This window comes from Gemella sp. oral taxon 928, from assembly GCF_001553915.1.
GTDB classification, from domain to species: domain Bacteria; phylum Bacillota; class Bacilli; order Staphylococcales; family Gemellaceae; genus Gemella; species Gemella massiliensis.
Genome location: NZ_CP014233.1, coordinates 1,084,567 through 1,106,681 on the forward strand (window position 1 = coordinate 1,084,567; position 22,115 = coordinate 1,106,681).

General features: G+C 30.2%; 18 protein-coding genes. 2 read left to right on the forward strand and 16 right to left on the reverse strand.

The window, feature by feature from the left end; all coding sequences use genetic code 11:
* Positions 1–6: 6 nt before the first annotated feature.
* The 12 genes from AXE85_RS04905 to AXE85_RS04960 form a co-directional block, all read right to left on the reverse strand.
* Entirely contained in the window at positions 7–1,191 is a 1,185-nt protein-coding gene (locus AXE85_RS04905; RefSeq protein ID WP_062173557.1) for an acetate/propionate family kinase, read from the reverse strand.
* 180 nt (positions 1,192–1,371) lie between these two features.
* Positions 1,372–2,358, reverse strand: a complete 987-nt coding sequence (locus AXE85_RS04910; protein ID WP_062173559.1) for a hypothetical protein — start codon at positions 2,356–2,358, stop codon at positions 1,372–1,374.
* 386 nt (positions 2,359–2,744) lie between these two features.
* On the reverse strand, positions 2,745–4,124 hold the full coding sequence (gene sufB, locus AXE85_RS04915) for a Fe-S cluster assembly protein SufB (RefSeq protein WP_062174739.1): 1,380 nt from the start codon (positions 4,122–4,124) through the stop codon (positions 2,745–2,747).
* Between the two features lie 42 nt (positions 4,125–4,166).
* Positions 4,167–4,601: a Fe-S cluster assembly sulfur transfer protein SufU gene (gene sufU, locus AXE85_RS04920; protein ID WP_062173562.1), complete on the reverse strand. Its 435-nt coding sequence runs from the start codon at positions 4,599–4,601 to the stop codon at positions 4,167–4,169.
* Complete coding sequence (locus AXE85_RS04925; RefSeq protein ID WP_062173564.1) at positions 4,591–5,820, reverse strand: aminotransferase class V-fold PLP-dependent enzyme; 1,230 nt, start codon at positions 5,818–5,820, stop codon at positions 4,591–4,593. Before AXE85_RS04925 ends, sufU begins: the two co-directional genes overlap by 11 nt.
* 6 nt (positions 5,821–5,826) lie before the next feature.
* On the reverse strand, positions 5,827–7,122 hold the full coding sequence (sufD, locus tag AXE85_RS04930; RefSeq protein WP_062173566.1) for a Fe-S cluster assembly protein SufD: 1,296 nt from the start codon (positions 7,120–7,122) through the stop codon (positions 5,827–5,829).
* A gap of 1 nt (position 7,123) precedes the next feature.
* Positions 7,124–7,864, reverse strand: a complete 741-nt coding sequence (gene sufC / locus AXE85_RS04935; protein WP_062173568.1) for a Fe-S cluster assembly ATPase SufC — start codon at positions 7,862–7,864, stop codon at positions 7,124–7,126.
* A 258-nt stretch (positions 7,865–8,122) separates the two neighbouring features.
* Positions 8,123–8,716, reverse strand: coding sequence for a ribosome biogenesis GTP-binding protein YihA/YsxC (yihA, locus tag AXE85_RS04940; protein WP_062173570.1), 594 nt, complete (start codon positions 8,714–8,716; stop codon positions 8,123–8,125).
* A gap of 1 nt (position 8,717) precedes the next feature.
* Positions 8,718–11,015, reverse strand: a complete 2,298-nt coding sequence (gene lon, locus AXE85_RS04945) for an endopeptidase La (RefSeq protein WP_062173573.1) — start codon at positions 11,013–11,015, stop codon at positions 8,718–8,720.
* Positions 11,016–11,037: 22 nt separating this feature from the next.
* A complete protein-coding gene (gene clpX / locus AXE85_RS04950; RefSeq protein ID WP_062173574.1) occupies positions 11,038–12,249 on the reverse strand; it encodes an ATP-dependent Clp protease ATP-binding subunit ClpX in 1,212 nt (403 codons plus the stop codon).
* Positions 12,250–12,646: 397 nt separating this feature from the next.
* Positions 12,647–14,125 carry an aldehyde dehydrogenase family protein gene (locus AXE85_RS04955; protein ID WP_062173576.1) on the reverse strand — a complete coding sequence of 493 codons (1,479 nt, stop codon included), beginning with the start codon at positions 14,123–14,125 and terminating at the stop codon, positions 12,647–12,649.
* A 251-nt stretch (positions 14,126–14,376) separates the two neighbouring features.
* The gene (locus AXE85_RS04960) at positions 14,377–14,964 is read right to left on the reverse strand and encodes a nitroreductase family protein (RefSeq protein ID WP_062173578.1); all 588 of its coding nucleotides are present in this window, start codon (positions 14,962–14,964) and stop codon (positions 14,377–14,379) included.
* 188 nt (positions 14,965–15,152) lie between these two features.
* Here AXE85_RS04960 and AXE85_RS04965 point away from each other — a divergent pair, with 188 nt between their 5' ends.
* Both AXE85_RS04965 and AXE85_RS04970 read left to right on the forward strand, forming a co-directional pair.
* Positions 15,153–15,497 carry a winged helix-turn-helix transcriptional regulator gene (locus tag AXE85_RS04965; RefSeq protein ID WP_062173579.1) on the forward strand — a complete coding sequence of 115 codons (345 nt, stop codon included), beginning with the start codon at positions 15,153–15,155 and terminating at the stop codon, positions 15,495–15,497.
* Between the two features lie 9 nt (positions 15,498–15,506).
* Complete coding sequence (locus AXE85_RS04970) at positions 15,507–15,992, forward strand: hypothetical protein (RefSeq protein WP_062173580.1); 486 nt, start codon at positions 15,507–15,509, stop codon at positions 15,990–15,992.
* 25 nt (positions 15,993–16,017) lie between these two features.
* On the opposite strand, the gene ppc is transcribed toward AXE85_RS04970, so the two are convergent.
* The 4 genes from ppc to AXE85_RS04990 all read right to left on the reverse strand — a co-directional run bounded on the left by ppc (position 16,018) and on the right by AXE85_RS04990 (position 22,114).
* A complete protein-coding gene (gene ppc, locus AXE85_RS04975; protein WP_062173581.1) occupies positions 16,018–18,708 on the reverse strand; it encodes a phosphoenolpyruvate carboxylase in 2,691 nt (896 codons plus the stop codon).
* A gap of 344 nt (positions 18,709–19,052) precedes the next feature.
* Positions 19,053–19,508 carry an IS200/IS605 family transposase gene (gene tnpA, locus AXE85_RS04980; RefSeq protein WP_062173582.1) on the reverse strand — a complete coding sequence of 152 codons (456 nt, stop codon included), beginning with the start codon at positions 19,506–19,508 and terminating at the stop codon, positions 19,053–19,055.
* A gap of 31 nt (positions 19,509–19,539) precedes the next feature.
* Complete coding sequence (locus AXE85_RS04985; protein ID WP_062173583.1) at positions 19,540–20,631, reverse strand: ORF6N domain-containing protein; 1,092 nt, start codon at positions 20,629–20,631, stop codon at positions 19,540–19,542.
* Complete coding sequence (locus AXE85_RS04990) at positions 20,570–22,114, reverse strand: recombinase family protein (RefSeq protein WP_062173584.1); 1,545 nt, start codon at positions 22,112–22,114, stop codon at positions 20,570–20,572. Before AXE85_RS04990 ends, AXE85_RS04985 begins: the two co-directional genes overlap by 62 nt.
* Between the last annotated feature and the right edge of the window lies 1 nt (position 22,115).

The window sequence follows — 22,115 nt, forward strand, 5'->3', positions numbered from 1 at the left end:
TGCTATTTATTTAGATAAGTTATAAGTGTCTCTAGCAATCATTACTTCTTCATCTGTTGGAATAACAAATGCTTTTACTTTAGAATTCGGTGTAGAAATCTCTGCGACTTTACCACGTACGCCGTTTTTCTCTTTATCAACCTCAACCCCTAAGAATGATACGCCCTCAAGAACTTCTTCACGTACCCAAGCTGCGTTTTCTCCAACACCTGCGGTAAAGACGATAGCATCGACACCATTCATCGCTGCTGCATATGCCCCAATATATTCTTTAATTCTTGTAATATATACATCAATAGCTTCTGCTGCGTGCGGATCAGTATCTCTTGCAACCTCTACGTCACGTAAATCAGATGAGATAGCTGAAACACCTTTAAGTCCTGATTCAAAATTGAAAATATGAACGATTTCCTCTAATGAAAGACCGGTTTTTTGTGCAATATAAGGTATTGTCGCCGGATCTATATCTCCTGTTCTAGTTCCCATAACCAAGCCTGAAAGCGGTGTGAATCCCATAGAAGTATCAAATGATTTACCATTTTTAATAGCACAGATTGATGCCCCGTTTCCTATATGACAAGAAATAGTTTTTAATTCTTTAGGATCTTTACCTAAAATTTCAGCAACTTTTTGTCCAATATATCTATGGCTTGTTCCATGAGCCCCATATTTACGAACGCCATATTTTTCATAAAACTCTCTAGGTACTGCATACATGTAAGTAGATTTTGGCATACTTTGGTGGAACGCTGTATCAAATGTTAATACATTTGGAACTCCCGGTAATTCTTTTTGGAATGAGCGTACACCTTTAATATTTGCCGGATTGTGTAAAGGTGCTAAATCTTCAATTGAATCAACTTTAGCCAGTTCTTCATCAGTTACTAGTACAGATGAATCATAGAATTCTCCACCATGTACAACACGGTGTCCTACACCTTCAATCTCTTTTACATCTTTTACTATCCCTTTCGATATTAATTTTTCCAGCAACATTTCTATAGCTGTATCATGATTAGGAATATCCAATATTTGTTTATCTTTCTCTCCGTTAAACTCAATAGTAAAGATACTATTTTCAATTCCTATTCTTTCTACTAATCCTTTGGTAATAACTTTTTCTTCAGGCATTTCAAATAATTGAAATTTAAGAGATGAACTCCCCGAATTTATAGCTAATATCTTTGTCATAAGTGCCTATCTCCTCTTAATTGTTGTTTTACATTATATTAAATATTATCTCACTAATCGCTTACAATTACAAGTGCTATTTAAAAAATTTTACAAAATAACGATACGGATAAGTAAGAAGATAATTATATTTTATGATAGGCTTCCCACCTTTATTTATTTTACCGTTAAATTTTTACGCTATTCTATATATTTGAATACACGACTTATAATCGTCCACTCATCTTTCAAGCGTGAGCTTATTTCCAGTTCCCCATGTGCATTTATTCTATATCGATGATCCAACACTTTAGGTGAGTTAAATTTAGATGATTTAGGATTTTTACTTAAAACAGCATACACTAAATTATCTTCTCCAAGCGAAACATCAACAATAAAATCATCATTTGTTAATTCTGTATTATTTTCTATATAACATGCTTTTACCCATTTGGCTACTTGTTCTTTTGACAATTTTTTCGTATCAATTAAAGGATCTTCTTTTATTTTTCCGCTTAATGATGGATTATCTCCTACGATTACTGTTTTTTCTTTAGTTTTTTCATTCAATCCTCTTACAGTAAACGTTCTTTTATACTCCCCTTTAAGTACCAAATGTTTTGCCTGTGCAGAAGTTTTACTTAATGATATTATTACTTCTACTTTATCTCCATTTTTTAAATTATCATTTTTATTATAAGTTATCGTTGGTTCTTGTAAGAATTTTTTCACATCTTCGCTATCTGTATTTACTGTTGGTATATTTTTTATATCCACTTCCGGTTTCCCGTCTCCATCAGTCCCAAAAGGAACAAATTCAATATCATATTGTGACATATTAACAGTAATGGTTTTATTTTTTACAAAATAATTATAACCGAAAACACCACCAACTCCTAAAACTAAAATTATCACTACACTAATAAAAGTGATTAATCCTTTCTTCTTTTTAGGCTTTTCTTTGTAATATTCTTCATTAAAGTTATTATAGTTATTTTGATGTATATCTGTATAATTTTCTTGGAATTGTTCATTATTAAATTTATTATGCTGATAGTCAGTATTATAATTCCCAAATTGATCATATTGATAATTTTCATCATTAAAATTTTGATTTTGATAATTATCCTGATTGTATTCAGAATAATTATTTACATTATTATATTGTTCTTTATTATTTTTATTCATAACTATATTTCTCCTAAAATCATTGTTTAATATTATAATATCACAATATCTTAAAAAACAAAATGATTATTACAATCAAATATTTTGACTATTGCAGTGTTACAATAGATGTGAAACTAATAATTTTAGATTACGCATTTTAGTTGTTTTCAGATTATTTGTTTCTGAGTATAAAAATAATATTTCTTTTAAGAGTGATTTGAAAAATGCCAAGCAACACAATGTTACTTAGCATTTTATCTTTATTTTTTTCTCATGCCCGTATTTGACACAGAGCCTCATTTTGCAGAGGCTAATTTTCTCTATCTCCACTATTTAACATAGAGCTTAATTAACTTATTTGTCTTACATCTTAATTCTTTGAAATTTATTATATAACCATATTATTAACCGATTGAGCCTTCCATTTCAAATGAAATTAATCTATTTAATTCAACTGCATATTCCATAGGTAATTCTTTTGTAAATGGTTCGATAAATCCCATAACAATCATCTCTGTTGCTTGTGCTTCATCTAGCCCTCGACTCATTAAATAAAATAGTTGTTCCTCTGAAACTTTTGATACTTTGGCTTCATGTTCTAATGATACATTAGAATTTTGAATAATATTATACGGAATAGTATCAGATGTTGAATACTCATCTAAAATCAACGTATCACATTCAATATTAGAACGTGAGCCTTCAGAATCTTTACCAAAGTGTATCCAACCACGATAGTTTACTTTACCGCCACGACGTGACATTGATTTAGATACTACCGTAGAAGATGTCCTTGGTGCTAAATGTATCATCTTAGAACCCGCATCAAGCACCTGTCCCTCACTCGCCATAGCAATCGACAATGTACTACCGCTGGCACCTTCTCCAACTAGAACACATGCCGGATATTTCATAGTTAGCTTAGAGCCGAGATTTCCATCAACCCATTCCATTGTTCCGTTTTGTTCAACGATAGCACGTTTTGTTACCAAATTATATACATTTGTTGACCAGTTTTGAATAGTTGTATATCTAAAACGTGCATTAGGTTTAATAAATATCTCTACAACCGCTGCATGCAATGAACTTGCAGAATAAGTTGGTGCTGTACAACCTTCTACATAATGTACAGAAGAATTTTCCTCAATAATGATTAATGTACGTTCGAACTGTCCCATCTTTTCACTATTAATTCTAAAATATGCCTGTAATGGTGCATCTATAGAAACATTTTTAGGACAATAAATAAATGAACCGCCTGACCAAACTGCTGAATTTAAAGCTGCAAATTTATTATCGTTATAATCCACGGCTTTTGAAAAATATTGTTTGAATATTTCTTCGTGATTTTTTAGTGCCGTATCGGTATCTTCAAAAATAATTCCCAACTCTTCAAATTTTTTGTGCATATTATGATAAACAACTTCTGATTCATATTGTGCCGATACACCGGCAAGATATTTTTGCTCCGCTTCCGGAATACCAAGTTTTTCGAATGTATTTTTGATTTCTGTCGGTACTTCATCCCAAGAACGTTCTGTTTTTTCAGATGGTTTTACATAATAGGTTAAATCTTCAAAATCAATTTCGGATAAATCTCCACCCCATGTAGGCATTGGCATTCTATAAAATTCTTTCAAAGCATGCAACCTAAAGTCCAACATCCAGTCCGGTTCTTTTTTTCTTTTTGAAATAGTTTCAACTATTTCTTTCGTTAAACCTTTTTCAGTTTTAAATATTGAAACATCAACATCAGAAAATCCATACTGATAATCGGTAAACATTTCTTCGTTTTTACTCAATGCACTCACTCCTTTTTCTACACTTTAACTATCTCTATTTTCTTCTAATATTTTTTCTGTAATCTTCCATGCCAATGTAGCACATTTAACACGTGCCGGTAATTTTGAAATATTTTCTAAAGAAATACTGTCTTCAAGATTATCGGCATTATACTCCATACCCATAATCATATTTAAAAAATCTTTTATTTTTTCATTAGCCTTTTCTACACTAAGACCTTTTAATTCTTCTGTTAACATGGAAGCAGAAGCAAGAGAAATAGAACAACCTGTCCCAATAAATTTAATATCAGTTATAATATTATTTTCAATACACATACTGACGGTAATCTTGTCACCACACGAAGGATTGAGCATTTCCAATTTGTAACTATCCTCTATCACTCCATAATTACGTGGGTGCTTACTGTGATCCAAGATCACTTGTTTATATAAATCTTTTAAATCACTAAAACTCATTATCAAAAAATTCCTTCGTTTCTTTTAATGTTTTAATAAAGAAATCAACTTCCTCTTTTGTATTATAAAAATACAAACTAACTCTGGCAACAGAGTAAACACCTAATTTTTGTAATAACAACTGGGTACATTGATGTCCTGCACGAATACATATACCTTTTTCGTCCAAGAAACTCGTTAAATCATGTGGATGGACACCCCTTAAATTGAATGAAATCAATGATACTTTCTCATTAATATTATCAGTACCATATATATCTATATCTTCAATTTTAGAAAGTTCATCATAAAGGTACTTAGTCAATTCCTTAGTATATTTTTCTATATTTTCTAAATTAAGATTAGTTAAATATTTTATCGTAGCACCAAGACCGGCAGCTTGTGCTAATAACGGCGTTCCCGCTTCAAACTTATCCGGTAAAACTGCCCATGTCGCAGAACGTTCTTCAACAATACCAATCATACCGCCACCAAATTCAACAGGATCAAATTTTTCTAATAATGCTTTTTTCCCATAAAGCACCCCTATTCCGGTAGGACCGCACATTTTATGAGCACTAAACGTCAAAAAATCACAGTTCATTTTCTGAACATCAAGTGTTAAGTGTGGTGCCGATTGTGCCGCATCTACTATAAAATAAATATCTTTATCTTTTAACAATTCCCCTATTTTATAAACAGGATTAATATTACCTAATACATTAGAAGCGTGACAAAGGGAAACAACCTTAGTTTTAGCAGTAATGTAATCTTGCAGTTGATTTATGCTTATTCTACCTTTTTCATCTAGTTCAAGATACTTTAATACAAGATTTTTTCGTTTAGCAAGTTGTTGCCACGGTACAATATTAGCATGATGTTCCATATAGCTAAGAATTATCTCATCACCACTGTTTAACTCTTGTTCTACCATTCTTGCAACAAAGTTTAAGCCCTCAGTAGTCCCACTTGTATAGATTATTTCCTCATAACTTTCAGCATTAATAAAATTTTTTACGAGTTCTTTTGACTCCATATAAATTTTCTCTGATTCATCACCTAAAGTATAAACCGAACGATGAATATTTGAGTTATAATTTTTATAATAATTTGTTATAGCATCTATTACCTGAATAGGTTTTTGAGTAGTTGCACCATTATCAAAAAATACTAACTTATTATCTCCAATTTTTCGCTTTAAAATAGGGAAATCTTCCCTAACACTGCTGAATTTTTCCATATTATACTATTCACTCTCATTATTATTTATTTTTTCATCGATAAGTACAGTTGCCATTTCTTTGATAAAATTAACTGTTAGTTCTGATATAACCGGTGACAAAAAACCATGAACTAATAATCTACTTGATTCTTTTTTTGATAATCCTCTACTTTGCAAATAGTAAAGTTGTTCCTCATCAATTCTTCCAAGAGAAGCACCATGCCCTGCCATAACATCATTTTCATCAATTAACAACATTGGATTAGCATTACCTTTTGCTTCACTTGATAATGTTAACATTCGTGAACTTTGATAAGCATTTGAACCGGTAGCACCTTTTACAATAAATCCCACTCCATTAAAAACAATATGCGATCTATCTAACATAACCCCATGTTGAAGTATATCTCCTTTAGAGTTTAACCCTTGATTTACCACTTCACTATTAAAATATGTTTTTTGTTCTTTTACCCCAAGAGTTACTATTTTTAAGTTAGCCTCCGAACCGTCTCCAAGAATATTAGTAGTATTGTCATGATAAACGTCAGCCTCATCCATAGCTGCTACATTCCAGTTAATAAGTGAATTATCGTTTGTTAATCCACGACGCAAAATAGTCCCTCGTTTTCCTTTCGGTAAATTGGTTATAGAACTATAGTTTACTTTGGCATTCTCTTCTGCTACAACTTCTACTACAATACTAAACGGTGTATCATCATTTTTCAAATTGTTTATATAGTTTTCTACAAAATTAATTGACGAATTTTTACCCGCTTTTATAGTTACATGATTAAATAAACTTTGTTTTTTATCAGTTATTACAATATACTGAATAGGTTCATTAATAACAACATTATCCTTAGTTTCTACAAATAAACCGGCATTTAATAAACTATAGTGAACCGCTGTAACCTTACTTTCTGCATAATCAACAACAGATAAAAAACTATCTTTAATGTGGTCATTATTCATAGCTTCAAAAATATTTTTAATAACCAATTTTTCTTTATACTGTTCAGGAACATTAATATATAGTATTGTATTGTTTTTTTGAATTATAACAATATCGGAATCTTTAATATTATACTTATCTTTTATTTCATTAATATCAATTTTTTCATCAGGAAGCCTTAAATTCGAAAAATCAATATTAAATAATTGCCAACTTTCTAAATTCATAGACTCTAATTTAGGAAAAGGCAAAGTATAACTTTTATACATAGCCAGTTTTCTAATATTTAAAAACCATGTCGGTTCATTTGTATCAGAAAAAACGCTTTTTAAAGTTTTAATACTTAATTTTAACTTATTGTTTTCCATATTAAACCTCTTCTTTTAACCAATCATATCCTTCTTTTTCTAAACGTAATGCCAGTTCAGACCCACCGGTTTTTACAATTTTCCCATTCATTAGTACATGGACAAAATCAGGAACAATGTAATCTAATAAACGTTGATAATGAGTGATAATTAAACATCCAAAATTTTCACCACGCATTTTATTAACGCCTTTAGAAACAACTTTTAATGCGTCAATATCCAGACCTGAATCAATCTCATCTAAAATAGCAAATTTGGGTTCTATCATCATTAACTGTAATATCTCATTACGTTTTTTTTCACCACCTGAAAAACCGTCATTTACATAACGCTGAGACATTTTTAAATCCATATCCAAAAATTTCATTGTTTTATCTAATTTTTTTATATACTTCATCAACGGAATATTATCTTCGCGCTGAGCATTAATCGCAGATTTTATAAACTCGGATGTTGGAACACCCGGTATTTCTGATGGATATTGCATAGCTAAAAATAAACCTGCACGCGCACGTTCATCTACCACCATATCCAATACTTCCTCACCGTCAAGTAAAATACTTCCTCCGTCTACCTCATATTTAGGATGCCCTATTATGGCAGACGCAAGTGTAGATTTTCCGGCACCATTAGGACCCATTACAGCATGAATTTCTCCTGATTTAATTTTTAAATCTAACCCTTTTAAAATTTGTTTTTTATTAATCGATACTTCTAAATCTTTAATATCTAGAACTGACATCTAAAATTTCCTCCATATACTTTTTTGTTATAAAATAATTAAATCAATACCCCATTAATTATAATATTTTTTACTTTAATTATCAAATTTTTAATTTTAAGGAAACTTTTTTAAACGCTTATCAACAGTTTTTCTTAAAAATCGACTTGCTCATTAAAGGGATTCTATAATGAGATGTAAAGGATATTTTTATACCTTAATATTTATTATACAACCATTATAGATAAATCTCTAATAAGAAAATCGATTTTATATTATTTATACTAAAATTTTTGATATTTCTTCCACTACTTTTTCCTTACCTAATTTTGTAACTGAAGAAAACCCAATCACTGAAATATTATTTGTTAAATCTAATTCTTTTTTTATTTTTGCCATATTTTTTGCAAGTTCATTTTTTGATATTTTATCAACTTTAGTTAGCACTAAAACAAATGGAATTTTATAATAATTCAAAAATTCATTCATTTCTATATCATCTTGTGATGGCTTATGTCTACTATCTACTAAATGTAGTACAAAACCTAAATTTTCACTATTAACAAGATACTCTACTATCATATCGTATAACTTTTCTTGTTCACCTTTGGAAAGTTTAGTATATCCATACCCCGGAACATCAACTAATACTACTTTATTATCTATATCAAAAAAGTTAAGCGTTCTTGTTTTCCCCGGTTTTGATGATACTCTGGCATAGTTTTTTCTTTCTAATATTGTATTAATAAATGTCGATTTACCCACATTTGACCTACCACACATAGCAACTTCCGGTTTATTGTGTTTCGGATATTGTTTTTTAGATACGGCACTTATCATTAAATCAACATTATGAATATTTAACTTTTTCATATTATTCTCCAAACACCACACCAAATACTTGATGAATATTATCTACGGTATAAATAGTCAATCTGTTCAAAACTTCTCTTGGAATATCAATTAAGTCTTTTTTATTTTTAGTTGGAATAATAATAGTATTAATATTCATTTTTTCTGAACTTAAAACTTTTTCTTTTACCCCGCCAATTGGAAGAATTTTTCCATGAAGGGTCATTTCTCCTGTCATAGCAATATTGTTATCAACCGTTTTTTTTGTAAGTGCTGAATATACAGAAGTCGTTATTGTTATTCCCGCTGAAGGACCATCTTTAGGTACTGCACCTTCCGGAACATGAAGATGAATATCTATTTCAGAGAAGTTAATGTCAGAAAGTCCTAACTCCTCCGCATTAGATCTTAAATATGAAATAGCCATTTGTGCCGATTCTTTCATTACATCACCCAGCTTACCGGTAAGAACAATTTTTCCGCTTCCTTTAGAAATACTTGTTTCTATTTCTAAAGTATCCCCTCCTACACTAGTATAGGCTAAACCATTAACTAATCCGATTTGTGGTTCACTATTCTTATCTTTCATATTATATTTTTCAGGGCCAACAAAACTTTCTAAGTTATTGACGCCAACTTTTATTTTTTCTTCACCTTTTAATACACGTAATGCGACTTTTCTACATACCGAAGCAATTACTCTGTCTAAACTTCTAACTCCGGCTTCATAAGTATAACTGTTAATTATCTTATTCACCGCTGCTTTTGAAAATGTAACATTGTTAATTTCTAAACCATTCTCTTTTATTTGTTTTGGTATTAAATATTTAATTGCAATATTCTCTTTTTCTTTTACCGTATAAGATTCTAATTCTATAATCTCCATTCTATCACGGAGCGGTGCCGGAATCATCCCTAAATTATTAGCGGTTGCAATAAATAATACTTGTGATAAATCAAAAGGAATATCCAAATAGTGATCCACAAATTCATTATTTTGTTCAGGATCAATTACTTCCAACATTGCTGCTGCCGGATCTCCCTTTATATCTGAAGCCATTTTATCTATTTCATCCAATAAAATAACCGGATTTTTAGTTTTTACTTTTTTTAAAGATTGAATTAATTTTCCCGGTAAGGCTCCTAAATAGGTTCTTCTATGCCCTCTTATCTCTGCTTCATCTCTTATACCCCCTAAAGATATACGAATAAAACTTCTGTTCATAGAAGTCGCTATTGATTTTGCCAAAGAACTTTTCCCTACTCCCGGAGGACCGGCTAAGCAGAGAATTGGTGATTTCATATCCTCACGTAATTTTTTAACTGCTAAAAATTCCAAAATACGCTCTTTTATCTTTTCCAAACCGTAGTGATCTTCATTTAAGATTTTTTCTGCATTTTTTATATCAATCTCATCTTTAGTAACATTATTCCAAGGAAGTGCAACTACAGTTTCTAAATATGTTCTAATAATAGAATGTTCCGGACTCATTACCGGAGTTTTTTCTAATCTGTCCAACTCTTTCATAAGAACATCTTCATCTTCTTTAGCTAATTTTATATCTAAAATTTGCTTTTTCAATTTTTCTAAATCGTCATCTTCCGGAACAATTTGTTTAAGTTCATCTTGAACTACTTTCATCTGCTCACGTAAAAAATATTCTTTTTGTTGATTATCAATATTTTCTCTAACTTTTTTATCAATTTTACGTTTTAAATCCACACCGGAATCAAGCATATCAAATCCTTTTATAATAGCAGCAACTTTCTTATCTAAACTTAATGAATATAACACACGTTTTTTAAAAAATTTATCAATTGGAAAATACTTAATATTCTTATTAATAAATTTCTCCAAATCATCCGTTTCATAAAGATCTATCTCAAAATTTTCATTAGCTAAGTATGAACTAAGTTCGGTTTTTAATTTTATCAACGCCACATTTTCATTAATATCACCATGTTCAGTTTCTTTTGTGGTTATATCTAAGTATTCTACCATATTATCCTTATATACACCACTTTTCACTTCTGCAACACCGTAACATGAATATTGGTAAATTTTATTTTTCTTATCAACAGTTAATTGACCGTATGTACCAAAGAAAATATTAAAACCTTGTGCATCATACATATCCTCTTCTGAAAATTCCTCATCATAAGTATCGATAAATTTTCGATTATTAGCAATAAAAACGGAAAATTTATCTTTTTTCAATCCTTTTATAGTTTTTAAAAATCTTTTATCCTCTATATCTATTGTGTAAGTATTAGACGGGAAAAATAAATCTTTATGCTCTAATAAATAATATTTACCCAAAACTAACTCCTCTCTCAATCAATTATTTTAATATTGGTTTTGTTTTGTTAATTACATTCTCTTTAGTTACAATACACTCTGTAATATTTTTTTTACTAGGTATATCATACATTACGTCAAGTAATATTTCTTCAATTATAGAACGTAATCCTCTTGCTCCTGTTTTTCTTTTAATTGATTCTTTGGCAATTTCTTCCAATGCTGAATTTTCAAATATTAACTTAACATTATCTAATTCAAATAAGTATTCATATTGCTTTAATACCGAATTTTTAGGTTCTTTTAATACCCTTATTAAATCTTTCTCATCGAGTTCTTCTAAATAACAAATGACAGGTATTCTACCTATAAATTCCGGTATAATTCCAAATTTTACCAAATCTTCATGTTTTACTTTTGAAATAATATCTTCTTCGTCATTAAGCTCATCACTCTTAGTAAAACCAATAATTTTTTCTCCTAAACGACGTTTTATTATTTCTTCAATTCCTGAAAATGCTCCACCGATAATAAATAAAATATCTTTTGTATTTATTTTTATCATTTCTTCTCCGGGGTGCTTTCTTCCTCCTTGTGGCGGCACACTTGCAACCGTTCCTTCCAAGATTTTTAACAATGCTTGTTGAACACCTTCACCGGATACATCACGTGTTATTGAAACATTTTCACCTTTCTTAGCAATTTTATCAATTTCATCAATATAGATAATTCCTCTTTCAGCTCTCTCTATATCATAATTGGCATTTTGAATAAGACGAAGTAAAATATTTTCAACGTCCTCTCCTACATACCCGGCCTCTGTTAAAGTTGTTGCATCGGAAATAGCAAAAGGAACATCTAACATTTTAGCCAAGGTTTGTGCTATTAAAGTTTTCCCTGAACCTGTACTCCCAATTAAAGCAATATTACTTTTTTGCAACTCAATATCGTTATCATCTTTTTTTGTATTTATTCTCTTGTAATGATTGTAAACAGCAACAGCAACTGATTTTTTTGCTTTATCTTGACTTATTACATAATCATTTAGTTTATTCATTATTTCATGTGGTTTTAATAATTTAAATTCTTTTTTTGTTAAATTATTTCTATACTCTAATTCTTCTTCAATCATATCAGAACATAAATCTACACACTCATCACAAATAAATACATCGTTACCTGCAATCATTTTAAACACTTCATCAGTGCTTTTACCACAAAATGAACAATGTATTTTTTTAGTATCGTGTTTCATTAATTACACCTCACAATCTTGAACTTTATAATTCTTTTATCTATCATCATAATTGTATCACAAAGCTCAAAAAGATACACTACATTATACCATATATCCCCTATATTTTCTAGTAATTTTAGTGCAATCTACAAATATTCATGTATCGTTCTTTCTTTTATTTTATCTATTTTAATTTATAAAAATTTCAGAATTTCTATCATAATATGTATTTTTACGTGAAACGATTTATTCCAAATACCTTGATAGAAACTCTGAAAAATTAATATTATAACTATTTTAAAATAATATAAAAAAACAGCAATTTGTTATTTTATCAAAATTGCAATAATAAATTATTTTCTTAAAAAATAAAGGTGTAGATTTTTGCTCTACACCTTTATTTCTTTACGAAGTCTTAATTATAAAATCCTGATATATCATCAGTTAAATCAATTAAGATATTTTTCATTTGTGAATAGTGTTCAAGAATAACTTTATGAGTTTCACGTCCAATACCTGATTTCTTATATCCGCCGAATGGTGCGTGTTCCGGAATTTGATTATAAGTATTAACCCACATTCTTCCGGTTTCAACACTGCGAGCAATATTTAATGCTCTATTAATATTTTTAGAAAATACTGCTCCAGCCAGTCCATATTCACTGTCATTTGCTTGGTTAATAACTTCCTCATCAGATTTGAATTTAATAATTACCGAAACCGGACCAAATACCTCTTCTTGAGCGATACGGCATCCATTATTTATATTAGTAATTAATGTAGGTTTAACAAATGCTCCCTTGTCACAACCATTTTCCGTATATCTTTCTCCGCCTACAAGAATTTCTCCACCTTCTTTTTTAGCAATTTCAATATAGTTAATAATTTTCTCGGCTTGTTTTTCATCAATTTGGCTTCCCATTTGTGTTTCAGGGTTTAACGGATCCCCTATTATAAGTTTAGTAAATCTTTCTTTTACTTTCGCTACAAACTCATCATAAATACCCTCTTGAACAAATATTCTTGAACCGGCACAGCATACTTGTCCTTGGTTAAATAAGATACCTAATTGAACACCGTCTAATGCTTTTTCCATATCTGCATCATCTAAAATAATATTTGCTGATTTTCCACCCAATTCTAATGTTGCAGGTATCAATTTTTCTGCAGCAGCTAAGGCAATTTTTCTTCCAACTTCTGTTGATCCGGTAAATGCGAGTTTATCTAAACCATTATGATTTTTTAGAAACTCACCTGATTTACTTCCACGCCCTGTAACTACGTTTAACACTCCTTTAGGCAATATATCTTGAATTAGTTCTACAAATGTCAACAAGCTAAGTGAAGTTAAACTTGACGGTTTAATAACGATAGTATTCCCTGCTGCCAAAGCCGGTGCAAGTTTCCATGCTGCCATTAAAAACGGAAAATTCCAAGGTATAATTTGCCCAACAACACCTATAGGCTCTCTTAAAATTAGGCTTAAAAATTTTTCATCTAATACCGTTGCTTGTCCTTCATCAGCTAAAATACATCCCGCAAAATATCTAAAATGTTTTGCACTTAGCGGAACGTCAACACTTAAAGTTTCTCTTATCGGTTTACCATTATCAAGTGATTCTGTTATTGCTAACAGTTCCGTATTTTCATCAATTATATCTGCAATTTTATTTAATAAGGCAGCACGTTCGCTAACTGTTGTTTTTCTCCAAGTTTTGAAGGCTCTTCTTGCAGCCGCTACTGCACTATTTACATCTTCTTCAGTCGCATCTGGGAAGTTCGCTAAATACTCTGAATTAGCCGGGTTATAAGATTTCACAACTAATTTATCTGATGAGTCCACCCATTCCCCATCAATATACATTTTAAAATTTTCTTTTTTTAATTTTTCCATCAGAAAATCTCCTTTTTAATTTTTTTATTATAATAACATAACAATGTATGCGTTTCAATTTTTGTGCTTATAAATTTATTATTCATAAAAAATATAGTTTTATATTTTCTTAAATTTAAAATATAAAAAATTAAAACTAACCTTTTTCTTTTTTAAAATTCTATTCATTTTACTCATAATTATAAATAAATAAAATAAACTTTCTTTTTATTACAATTAATTAAAAAGAAAGTTTATAATTTTTTAACAAATTATTTTATTATACGTGTTCTATCAGTTCTCTCAATAGGTGCTGCCGGAGCTGTAATTTCACCAAACGGCATTTGTGCACGTAATACCATATTGGTCGGAATATCCCATTCTTTAGCTACAGCATCATCAATTAATGGATTATAATGTTGGATATTTGCACCTACTCCAGCTTCTGCCAATGCATTCCATACAGCAAATGATGCAATACCTGTTGATTGTTCAGACCATAATGGAAAATTGTCAGCATATGTTGGAAATTGTTCTTGCAATCCTTTTACTACATCATGATCTTCAAAGAATAAAATTGTTCCGTATGCTGCAGAAAAAGTATCTAATTTATCTTTAGTTGTTTTTTTAGCATCTTCATTAGGTAATATTTTAGATAATTCATTAAATGTTATATTCCATAATTTATCGTGGTTATCACCTAACAACACTACTGCATGTGCAGTTTGCGAATTAAAAGCACTTGGTGAATATTTTATTGCATTTTTTATAATTTCTAACACTTTCTCTTCTGAAATTGGAAGGTTTTTTCCTAATGCGTAATTACTTCTTCTTGTTTGATATAATTTTTCTTGTGTCATATTAAAATCTCCTTTTTATTTTTAAATTTTATCTTGCTTCAAGAGCATTTTTGTTTTATAATTTATATATATGATTATATAGTTGTATAAAAAAAATATCAAGTACGTTTTTTTATTATACTTAGTATCTTTTTTGATAGAATTTCATAATATCAATATAAATTTTAATAAAATTCAGGAGGTAAAATATGAAAAACGAAACTTTATTTGGAATTTGCCCATTTTTTACTACACAAAAGATCCTTGCGGGAAAATGGACTATTTTGATACTTCATATTCTTAGTAATAAAGAAAAAAGATTTAATGAATTACAACGTGAACTTGGAGAAATTACTCAAGCTACCTTAACTAAACAACTTAAACAACTGGAACATGACGGTCTTATTCATCGTGAAGTTTACGCTCAAGTTCCCCCAAAAGTTGAATATAGTTTAACATCAATAGGAAAAAATTTTCAAAAAGTTCTTGATGAATTGGAAAATTGGGGTGCTGATTATATTGAATATTTAAAAACAACAGCTCAAAAATCGTAAGGTAAAACTATGGATACAGCACAAAAAATTAGAAATTATCTACCGTATCTAAGTGAAAAACAACTCGAAATACTTTTTAATATTATTTTATCTTGGCAAAATAATGTAGCCACCATAGAAACTAATGAAAAAATAGTAGAAGAAATTTACTCCAAAACGGTAGAGAAAATAGAAAATCCATTTATTAACTTATCAAACGAAGAATTACTGGAAGAATATGGTCCGTTATTTTACAACTTTAAAGGTGTAAGCTCTCCAAATGATATTGAAATAAATCATCAAAATAGTTATAAAAAAATTTATACAGAAAATTTAACTGATCAAGAAGAGGATATTTCCGGTAATAAATTTACTTCACAGCATAAAAAAAATTCTATCGACGATGATTTTGATCCGTTATTTCCAAATAATAATTTTGATACTCTATCTAAAAATATAAAATCAAAATATGATGATTTGGATTTTTCAACATTAATATCAAAAAAACCGAAGTAACATTTTCTATTACTTCGGTTTCATATTATCCGGAATTTCTTAAACCTGTTGCTATTCCGTTTATTGTTATATGAATTGTATTTATTTGAGAATCAGGAATTTCTCCTTGTCTTGCACGTCTTATAAGTTCTATTTGTACATAATTTAATGTATTAAAATATGGTAATCTATGCTCTAAACTTTGTGTTAAATAGAAATTATCTTCTAAAAAATTACTATGTTTAGAAATTTTTAAAACAACCTCTTTTGTTAAATTCCATTCTTTTAAAATTTCACTATACACTTTTTTTGTTTTTTCATCACTACAAAGATTTGCATATTCTTTTGCAATCCCCATATCTGCTTTTGACATCACCATATCAACATTTGACAATAATGCTTTGAAAAATGGCCATTGTTCGTACAGTTCTTGAAGAAAAGAGAGATTTTTACTATCTTTTTTTATAAAATTAGAGAATGCTGTTCCTACTCCATACCAACCGGGTAACATTATTCTACTTTGCGACCATGAAAATACCCAAGGTATAGCACGAAGTCCACCTATATCCGTAATTTTTTTACGTGATACCGGTCGTGAGCCGATATTTAAACTGGAAATTTCTTTTATTGGAGTAGCCTCAAAGAAATAATTATAAAATTCTTTATTTTCAAAAACTAATTTTCTATATGTTTTATAACTATCTGTAACAATTTCATCCATTACATTTGTAATTTTTCTATATAAACTCTCATCTAATTCTACTTTATCAGAATTCATTCTTTCTATTACTGCCGAGAATAATGTTTCCAAATTATAGTAAGCGGCATCTTTATTGCCGTATTTTGCTCCTATTACTTCACCTTGTTCTGTTAATCGAATTCTATCTTGTAGACTACCTAGCGGTTGTGATACTATCGCATCATAACTGGGACCACCACCACGACCGACAGTTCCTCCACGTCCGTGGAAAAATGTTATTTTTATTCCATGTTTATCGCCTAATAAAGCCAGTTTTTGTTGAGCCTTATATAAAGACCAACCCGAAGATAAATAACCTCCGTCTTTATTACTATCAGAATAACCTAACATTATTTCTTGATAATATTTGTTATCTTTAATCCATTCTTTAACTATATCCAATTTCAAATAATTATCCATTACTTCATATGAATTTTCTAAATCCTCAATAGTTTCAAATAATGGGACAAGTTGAAGCCTTGCAAAATCTTTTCCTACTAATCCAACTTCTTTTAACATGATAGCAAGTTCTAACAAATCCGAAATACTTGTTGTATGTGAAATAATACTTTGCTTAATAATATTATCACCTAACTTGTCTTTTAAAATTCTTGCAGTTCTAAAAATTTCAAGTTCTTTATTTAACTGTTCTGATTGTTTTGAATTATCCCCGATACTGAGCGGTCTGGGATCTTCAACTAATTGCTTTAATAACACTTTACATTTATCTTTTTCCGGTAAATCGCTGTAATTTTTCACTATATTGGCATTTCTTAATAGTTCATCTACACAAACTTCGTGAACACTGGAATCTTGCCTCATATCAATACTTGCCAAATAAAAGCCGAAAATTTTTACGATATTTAATAATTCTTCAAATTCTCCGGTTATAAATACTTCCCCATTATTTTCCAAAAGAGAATTTTTTATGACTTCTAAATCTTTTTCAAATTCACAGGTTGTTAAATAAATATTTTCTGATTTTATATCGTTTAATAAATAATTTTTTGTATTTAATAGTTTTTCTTTAATGTAAAAAATAGATTTTCTATAAAGTTCTTTTTCCCTATATTCAGAAACATCTGTTGATTTTTCTGAAAGACTTCTCAATTCATCACTTACGTTAATAAATTGAGAAGAGATAGAAAATGTTCTATACAGATTTTCTAATTTTACAACATAATAATCTAATATTACTTCACATTGTTTCATAGCTGAAAGTTTTAATGTTTCTGCAGTTACATAAGGATTTCCGTCACGGTCTCCTCCTATCCACATTCCCATAGTAATTGGTGTTTCATTCATTAAAGAAATATTATTTTCTTTAAGTAAATTTTTATATTCTGTCATTAGGGTAGAAATTGCTTGAATAAAAGAACGATTATAATATTCAAGAACATTAGTTATTTCATTTGATACTTTTAATTTTTTTTCACGAATAGTATCACTTTGTAAAATAATCTCTATATGTTTTTGAAGACTATTTCTCCATTTCGTTTCATTTATGAGCCCTTGCTTAATATCACGGTGTTTTCTAAGCAGTGAATGTATCTCTTCGGTTAAATCCAACATAGACTTTCTTTGAACCTGTGTAGGATGAGCAGTTAAAACGGGAACAACATTTATATTCTCTAATATAGTATTATCCGTTATTTTTTCTATTGCCGTTTTAAGTTTTCCTATATAATTTTCACCGGCATTATTTTTGTAATTTACTTCAAATGCCAAATCTACATCTTCCGCTATATTTATAAGAAGCGGCAATACTGAGAAAAATTTTGCTACTGTATACATTTCCTCTTTTGTTAAATCTTTTACAACAGTATTTAATTCATCATATTTTTTGTTATCCGCCAATTTTTTTAATGTCATAATTTTTTTAAAAGTTTCTTCTGATGTCATTTTTCTAGTGGCTTCCAACAACATTTCAGTCAATAGCTGAATCTCTTCTTGAACAATATTTTCGTTAATACTACTCTCTAATCTCGTACTTTGCATGTAATACTCCTTAGTATTTTTATATGAAATTTAATAGCATATATCCATTATATAGCTTTTTAAAGAAGAAAACAATTTATTTTTTGATATTTCCCAGTTTTTTTCTTAATTTGCAAACTTTTATGACCATTTTTGTCAAAATGTTCTGATTTTAGAAAAAATAACTAATTATTTTATATTTTAACAACAAAAAGTTATACTAAAATAATGACCACCCCTGAAAAGGGGTGGTTTTCTCTTCGGGTATAACCCTTTGTTACTAACACGCACCTCAAGGCGCTGGCTTTCACATTCGTTCAAGCCCTATTGTATTTTTACGCCCGCTACCCGTCAAACGGGTTTATCTATTTTTTCTTATTTCCAAATGGATTTGTATATTCTTTTGTTGTCAGTTTATCTATTGCAATATCATGCGCTTCTTGATCTTTGATGTATTTTCTTATTGTACCTTCATTCAAACCTACAGTACTTACATAGTATCCTTCTGCCCAAAACTTTCTATTCCCATACTTATACTTCAGGTTTGCATGCATATCAAATATCATCAGTGAACTTTTTCCTTTCAAATATCCCATAAAACTTGATACACTATATTTTAGTGGTATTGATAACAGCAAATGTATATGATCTGGCATTATATGTCCTTCTATTATTTCCACTCCTTTATACTTACATAACCTTTTTATTATATCTACTATATCTCGTTTGTATTGATTAAATTCTATTTTTCGTCTATACTTAGGGGTAAATACAATATGGTATTTACATATCCACCCTTGTGTCAAGTATTGGATACATATTTTTTCAAATTTCCAATCAACTTTTTTTACTCTATTTTAACTTTAAAATTGGATTTTTCAAGAGCTTGTTTATCAGGTCTGCATATACTACTTGGTCAACTACTTCCGATATAGTTGTGATTCTTTGCCCTGCATCTTTGGAAGAAGCTCCGCAGTGGTATATCCTCTGCTTATCTGTATTCCAATCAATGATAATATATCTGTCATGGAACTCCCCGCCGGATTTTTGAAACTTTACCCTTCTAAACGGATATTCTTTACAAAAATCTTGGTATTCAAGGGTATGAAGTCCTTTACCAACATTGTCGCTAAATATAGTGATTTCTACCGATGAGGGTATATCCTTTAACAGTACAAGTGTCTTAACTCCGATATAGTTATCAACGATATAAATGCTCTTTTTTGCTATGCTGTAAATGTCCCTATAAGCAAGATTCGCTTCAATCGGCTCTCCGTTTAAAAGCAAAAATCCATATTTTAGCTGTGGATTGCTAAGGTCAAGAATTAACTCTGACAGTTCGGATTTATGCACAACATTACCTAAATTGTCCACCAACCCTGCCACCTTATCTTCCACATTCATTAAATCTCGTCTTAAACCCTGCATTTCCACAACATTGCTTGTTATCTGCATGGAAAGCTGTAAAAATTCTCTTTGTCCAATCAAGCCTTGGTTTTCTACAATGTAGTCTTTCATCTGCTTGAAAGTGCGTATTAAGGCTTTACTCTGCTTGACAGCAAGCTCCCCTTTAAGAACCGTCATCAGCATATAGATTCCGGCTTCACTAAAAACATAAGGTAAGTATCTTCTGCCTCCTGAACCTGTTTCCGATTTTGAGGTCGAAATTTTCGACCTCAAATTTTCCCATTCCTCTTTTGTGAGTTGAAACCTGAAATCATCGTCAAATTTCTCAATGTTATTTTTGACCTGTTCATTAAATCTTTTTGTTTCATACCCATAAATTTCTGCCAGTTCAAAGTCAAGCATTACTTTCTGTCCCCTGATAATATAAATTTTTTCTGCAAGGGATTCCTGATTTACAAGCATAATTTCGTCTTTTTTATCCATCTTTTCCATTCCCTTTCTCAAATTTCCAAATAATCTCCACCTTGTCTTTATCATAAACATAAATCCTGTCTATGACTTCGTTGATCCAGTCTAAAACAAGCTCTCCTTTTGCAACCGCTTCTCTTAGCTTATCAACATTAAGGTTATGTCCTGAAGATGTATTTTCTTTTATCTTGTCCGTAATGATGGCTATTTCCTGTTCTGTATTTTTAAGTTTTTTGCTTAAATCTTCTTTCTTTGATAAATATGCTTCCTTATCTATTTCGTCCTGTTTATGCCTTTCATAAAGCTGCATTTTGGAAACCTGAATCTTTTGCTTTTCCGCTTCCAGTCTTTTCTTCCTGTCAAGCAGGCTTTCACAAATGCTTTCCATAACTTTATACTCAATCTTTCTTGTCTGTTCTTTTTCAAGAAAGCTCTCTGTATAAAGTTTAATCTCTTTTGAAACAATATCTTCCAATGTTTCTGCTTTTATCTTCCCTTTCAAGCAACCACAATCCACTGCCGTATATCTATATGGACAACAATACCCATCTGTTTTTCCATAATTAACTGTATAGGTCATTTTATGATGGCACTTACCACAATAGACCTTATCCTGAAGTATATGAAAATTCTTACGCTCTCTACTGATTAGTTTTGCATTGCTGTTTAGCATATCCTGAACTTTACCAAAATCTTCTTTAGAGATAATAGCTTCGTGCATATCTTCTCTAATTATCCAGTCTTTGCTATCAACCCATTTTCTATTATCAGAACCAACTTCCTGTACCCTTGTCTTTCCACCAACAACAGCTCCTGTATAAACTCTTTGTGTTAAAACATATCTGATAATCTGTCCTGTCCATACTCCACTTCCTCTTTTAAGCCCTATATGTTTTGCTGGCGTTAAAACACCTCTATGATTAAAATCCTTGGAGATTGAAAGCATACTTTCACCACTAAGGTATCTTTCAAAGACTTCTTCAATGATGTTTCTCACTCTTTCATCGACAAGTAGCTGATGATGGTCTTTTTCATCTTTTACATATCCATACGGTGCTTTTGAACCGAAATAATACCCTCTATCCTGTCTTACTCTTACTGATGAACTGATTTTTTGTGAAATGTCCTTGGAATAGTAGTCGTAGACAAGATTCTTAAAAGGAATTTCTAAACTGCTGATTCCATTCTCATTGTTATTACTGTCATAATTATCATTCACAGAGATGAAACGAACCTGCATAAAAGGGAATATCTGCTCAATATATGCTCCGGATTCAATATAATCTCTTGCAAATCGTGATAAATCCTTTACAAGAATAGTTCTTATCTCATTTTTCTTCACAAGACCTATCATCTTTTGAAATGCAGGACGATTAAAATTTGTTCCGGTATAGCCATCATCAATATGTTCTCTTATCTTCACTCCGGTAAATTCTTCTTTTGAACTGATATAGTCTTTTAAGATTTCTCTTTGGGAAGTAATGCTGTTACTTTCGTCTTTTAAGTCGTCATCTTCTAAGGAAAGTCTTAAATAAAAATCTACTGTATTCATA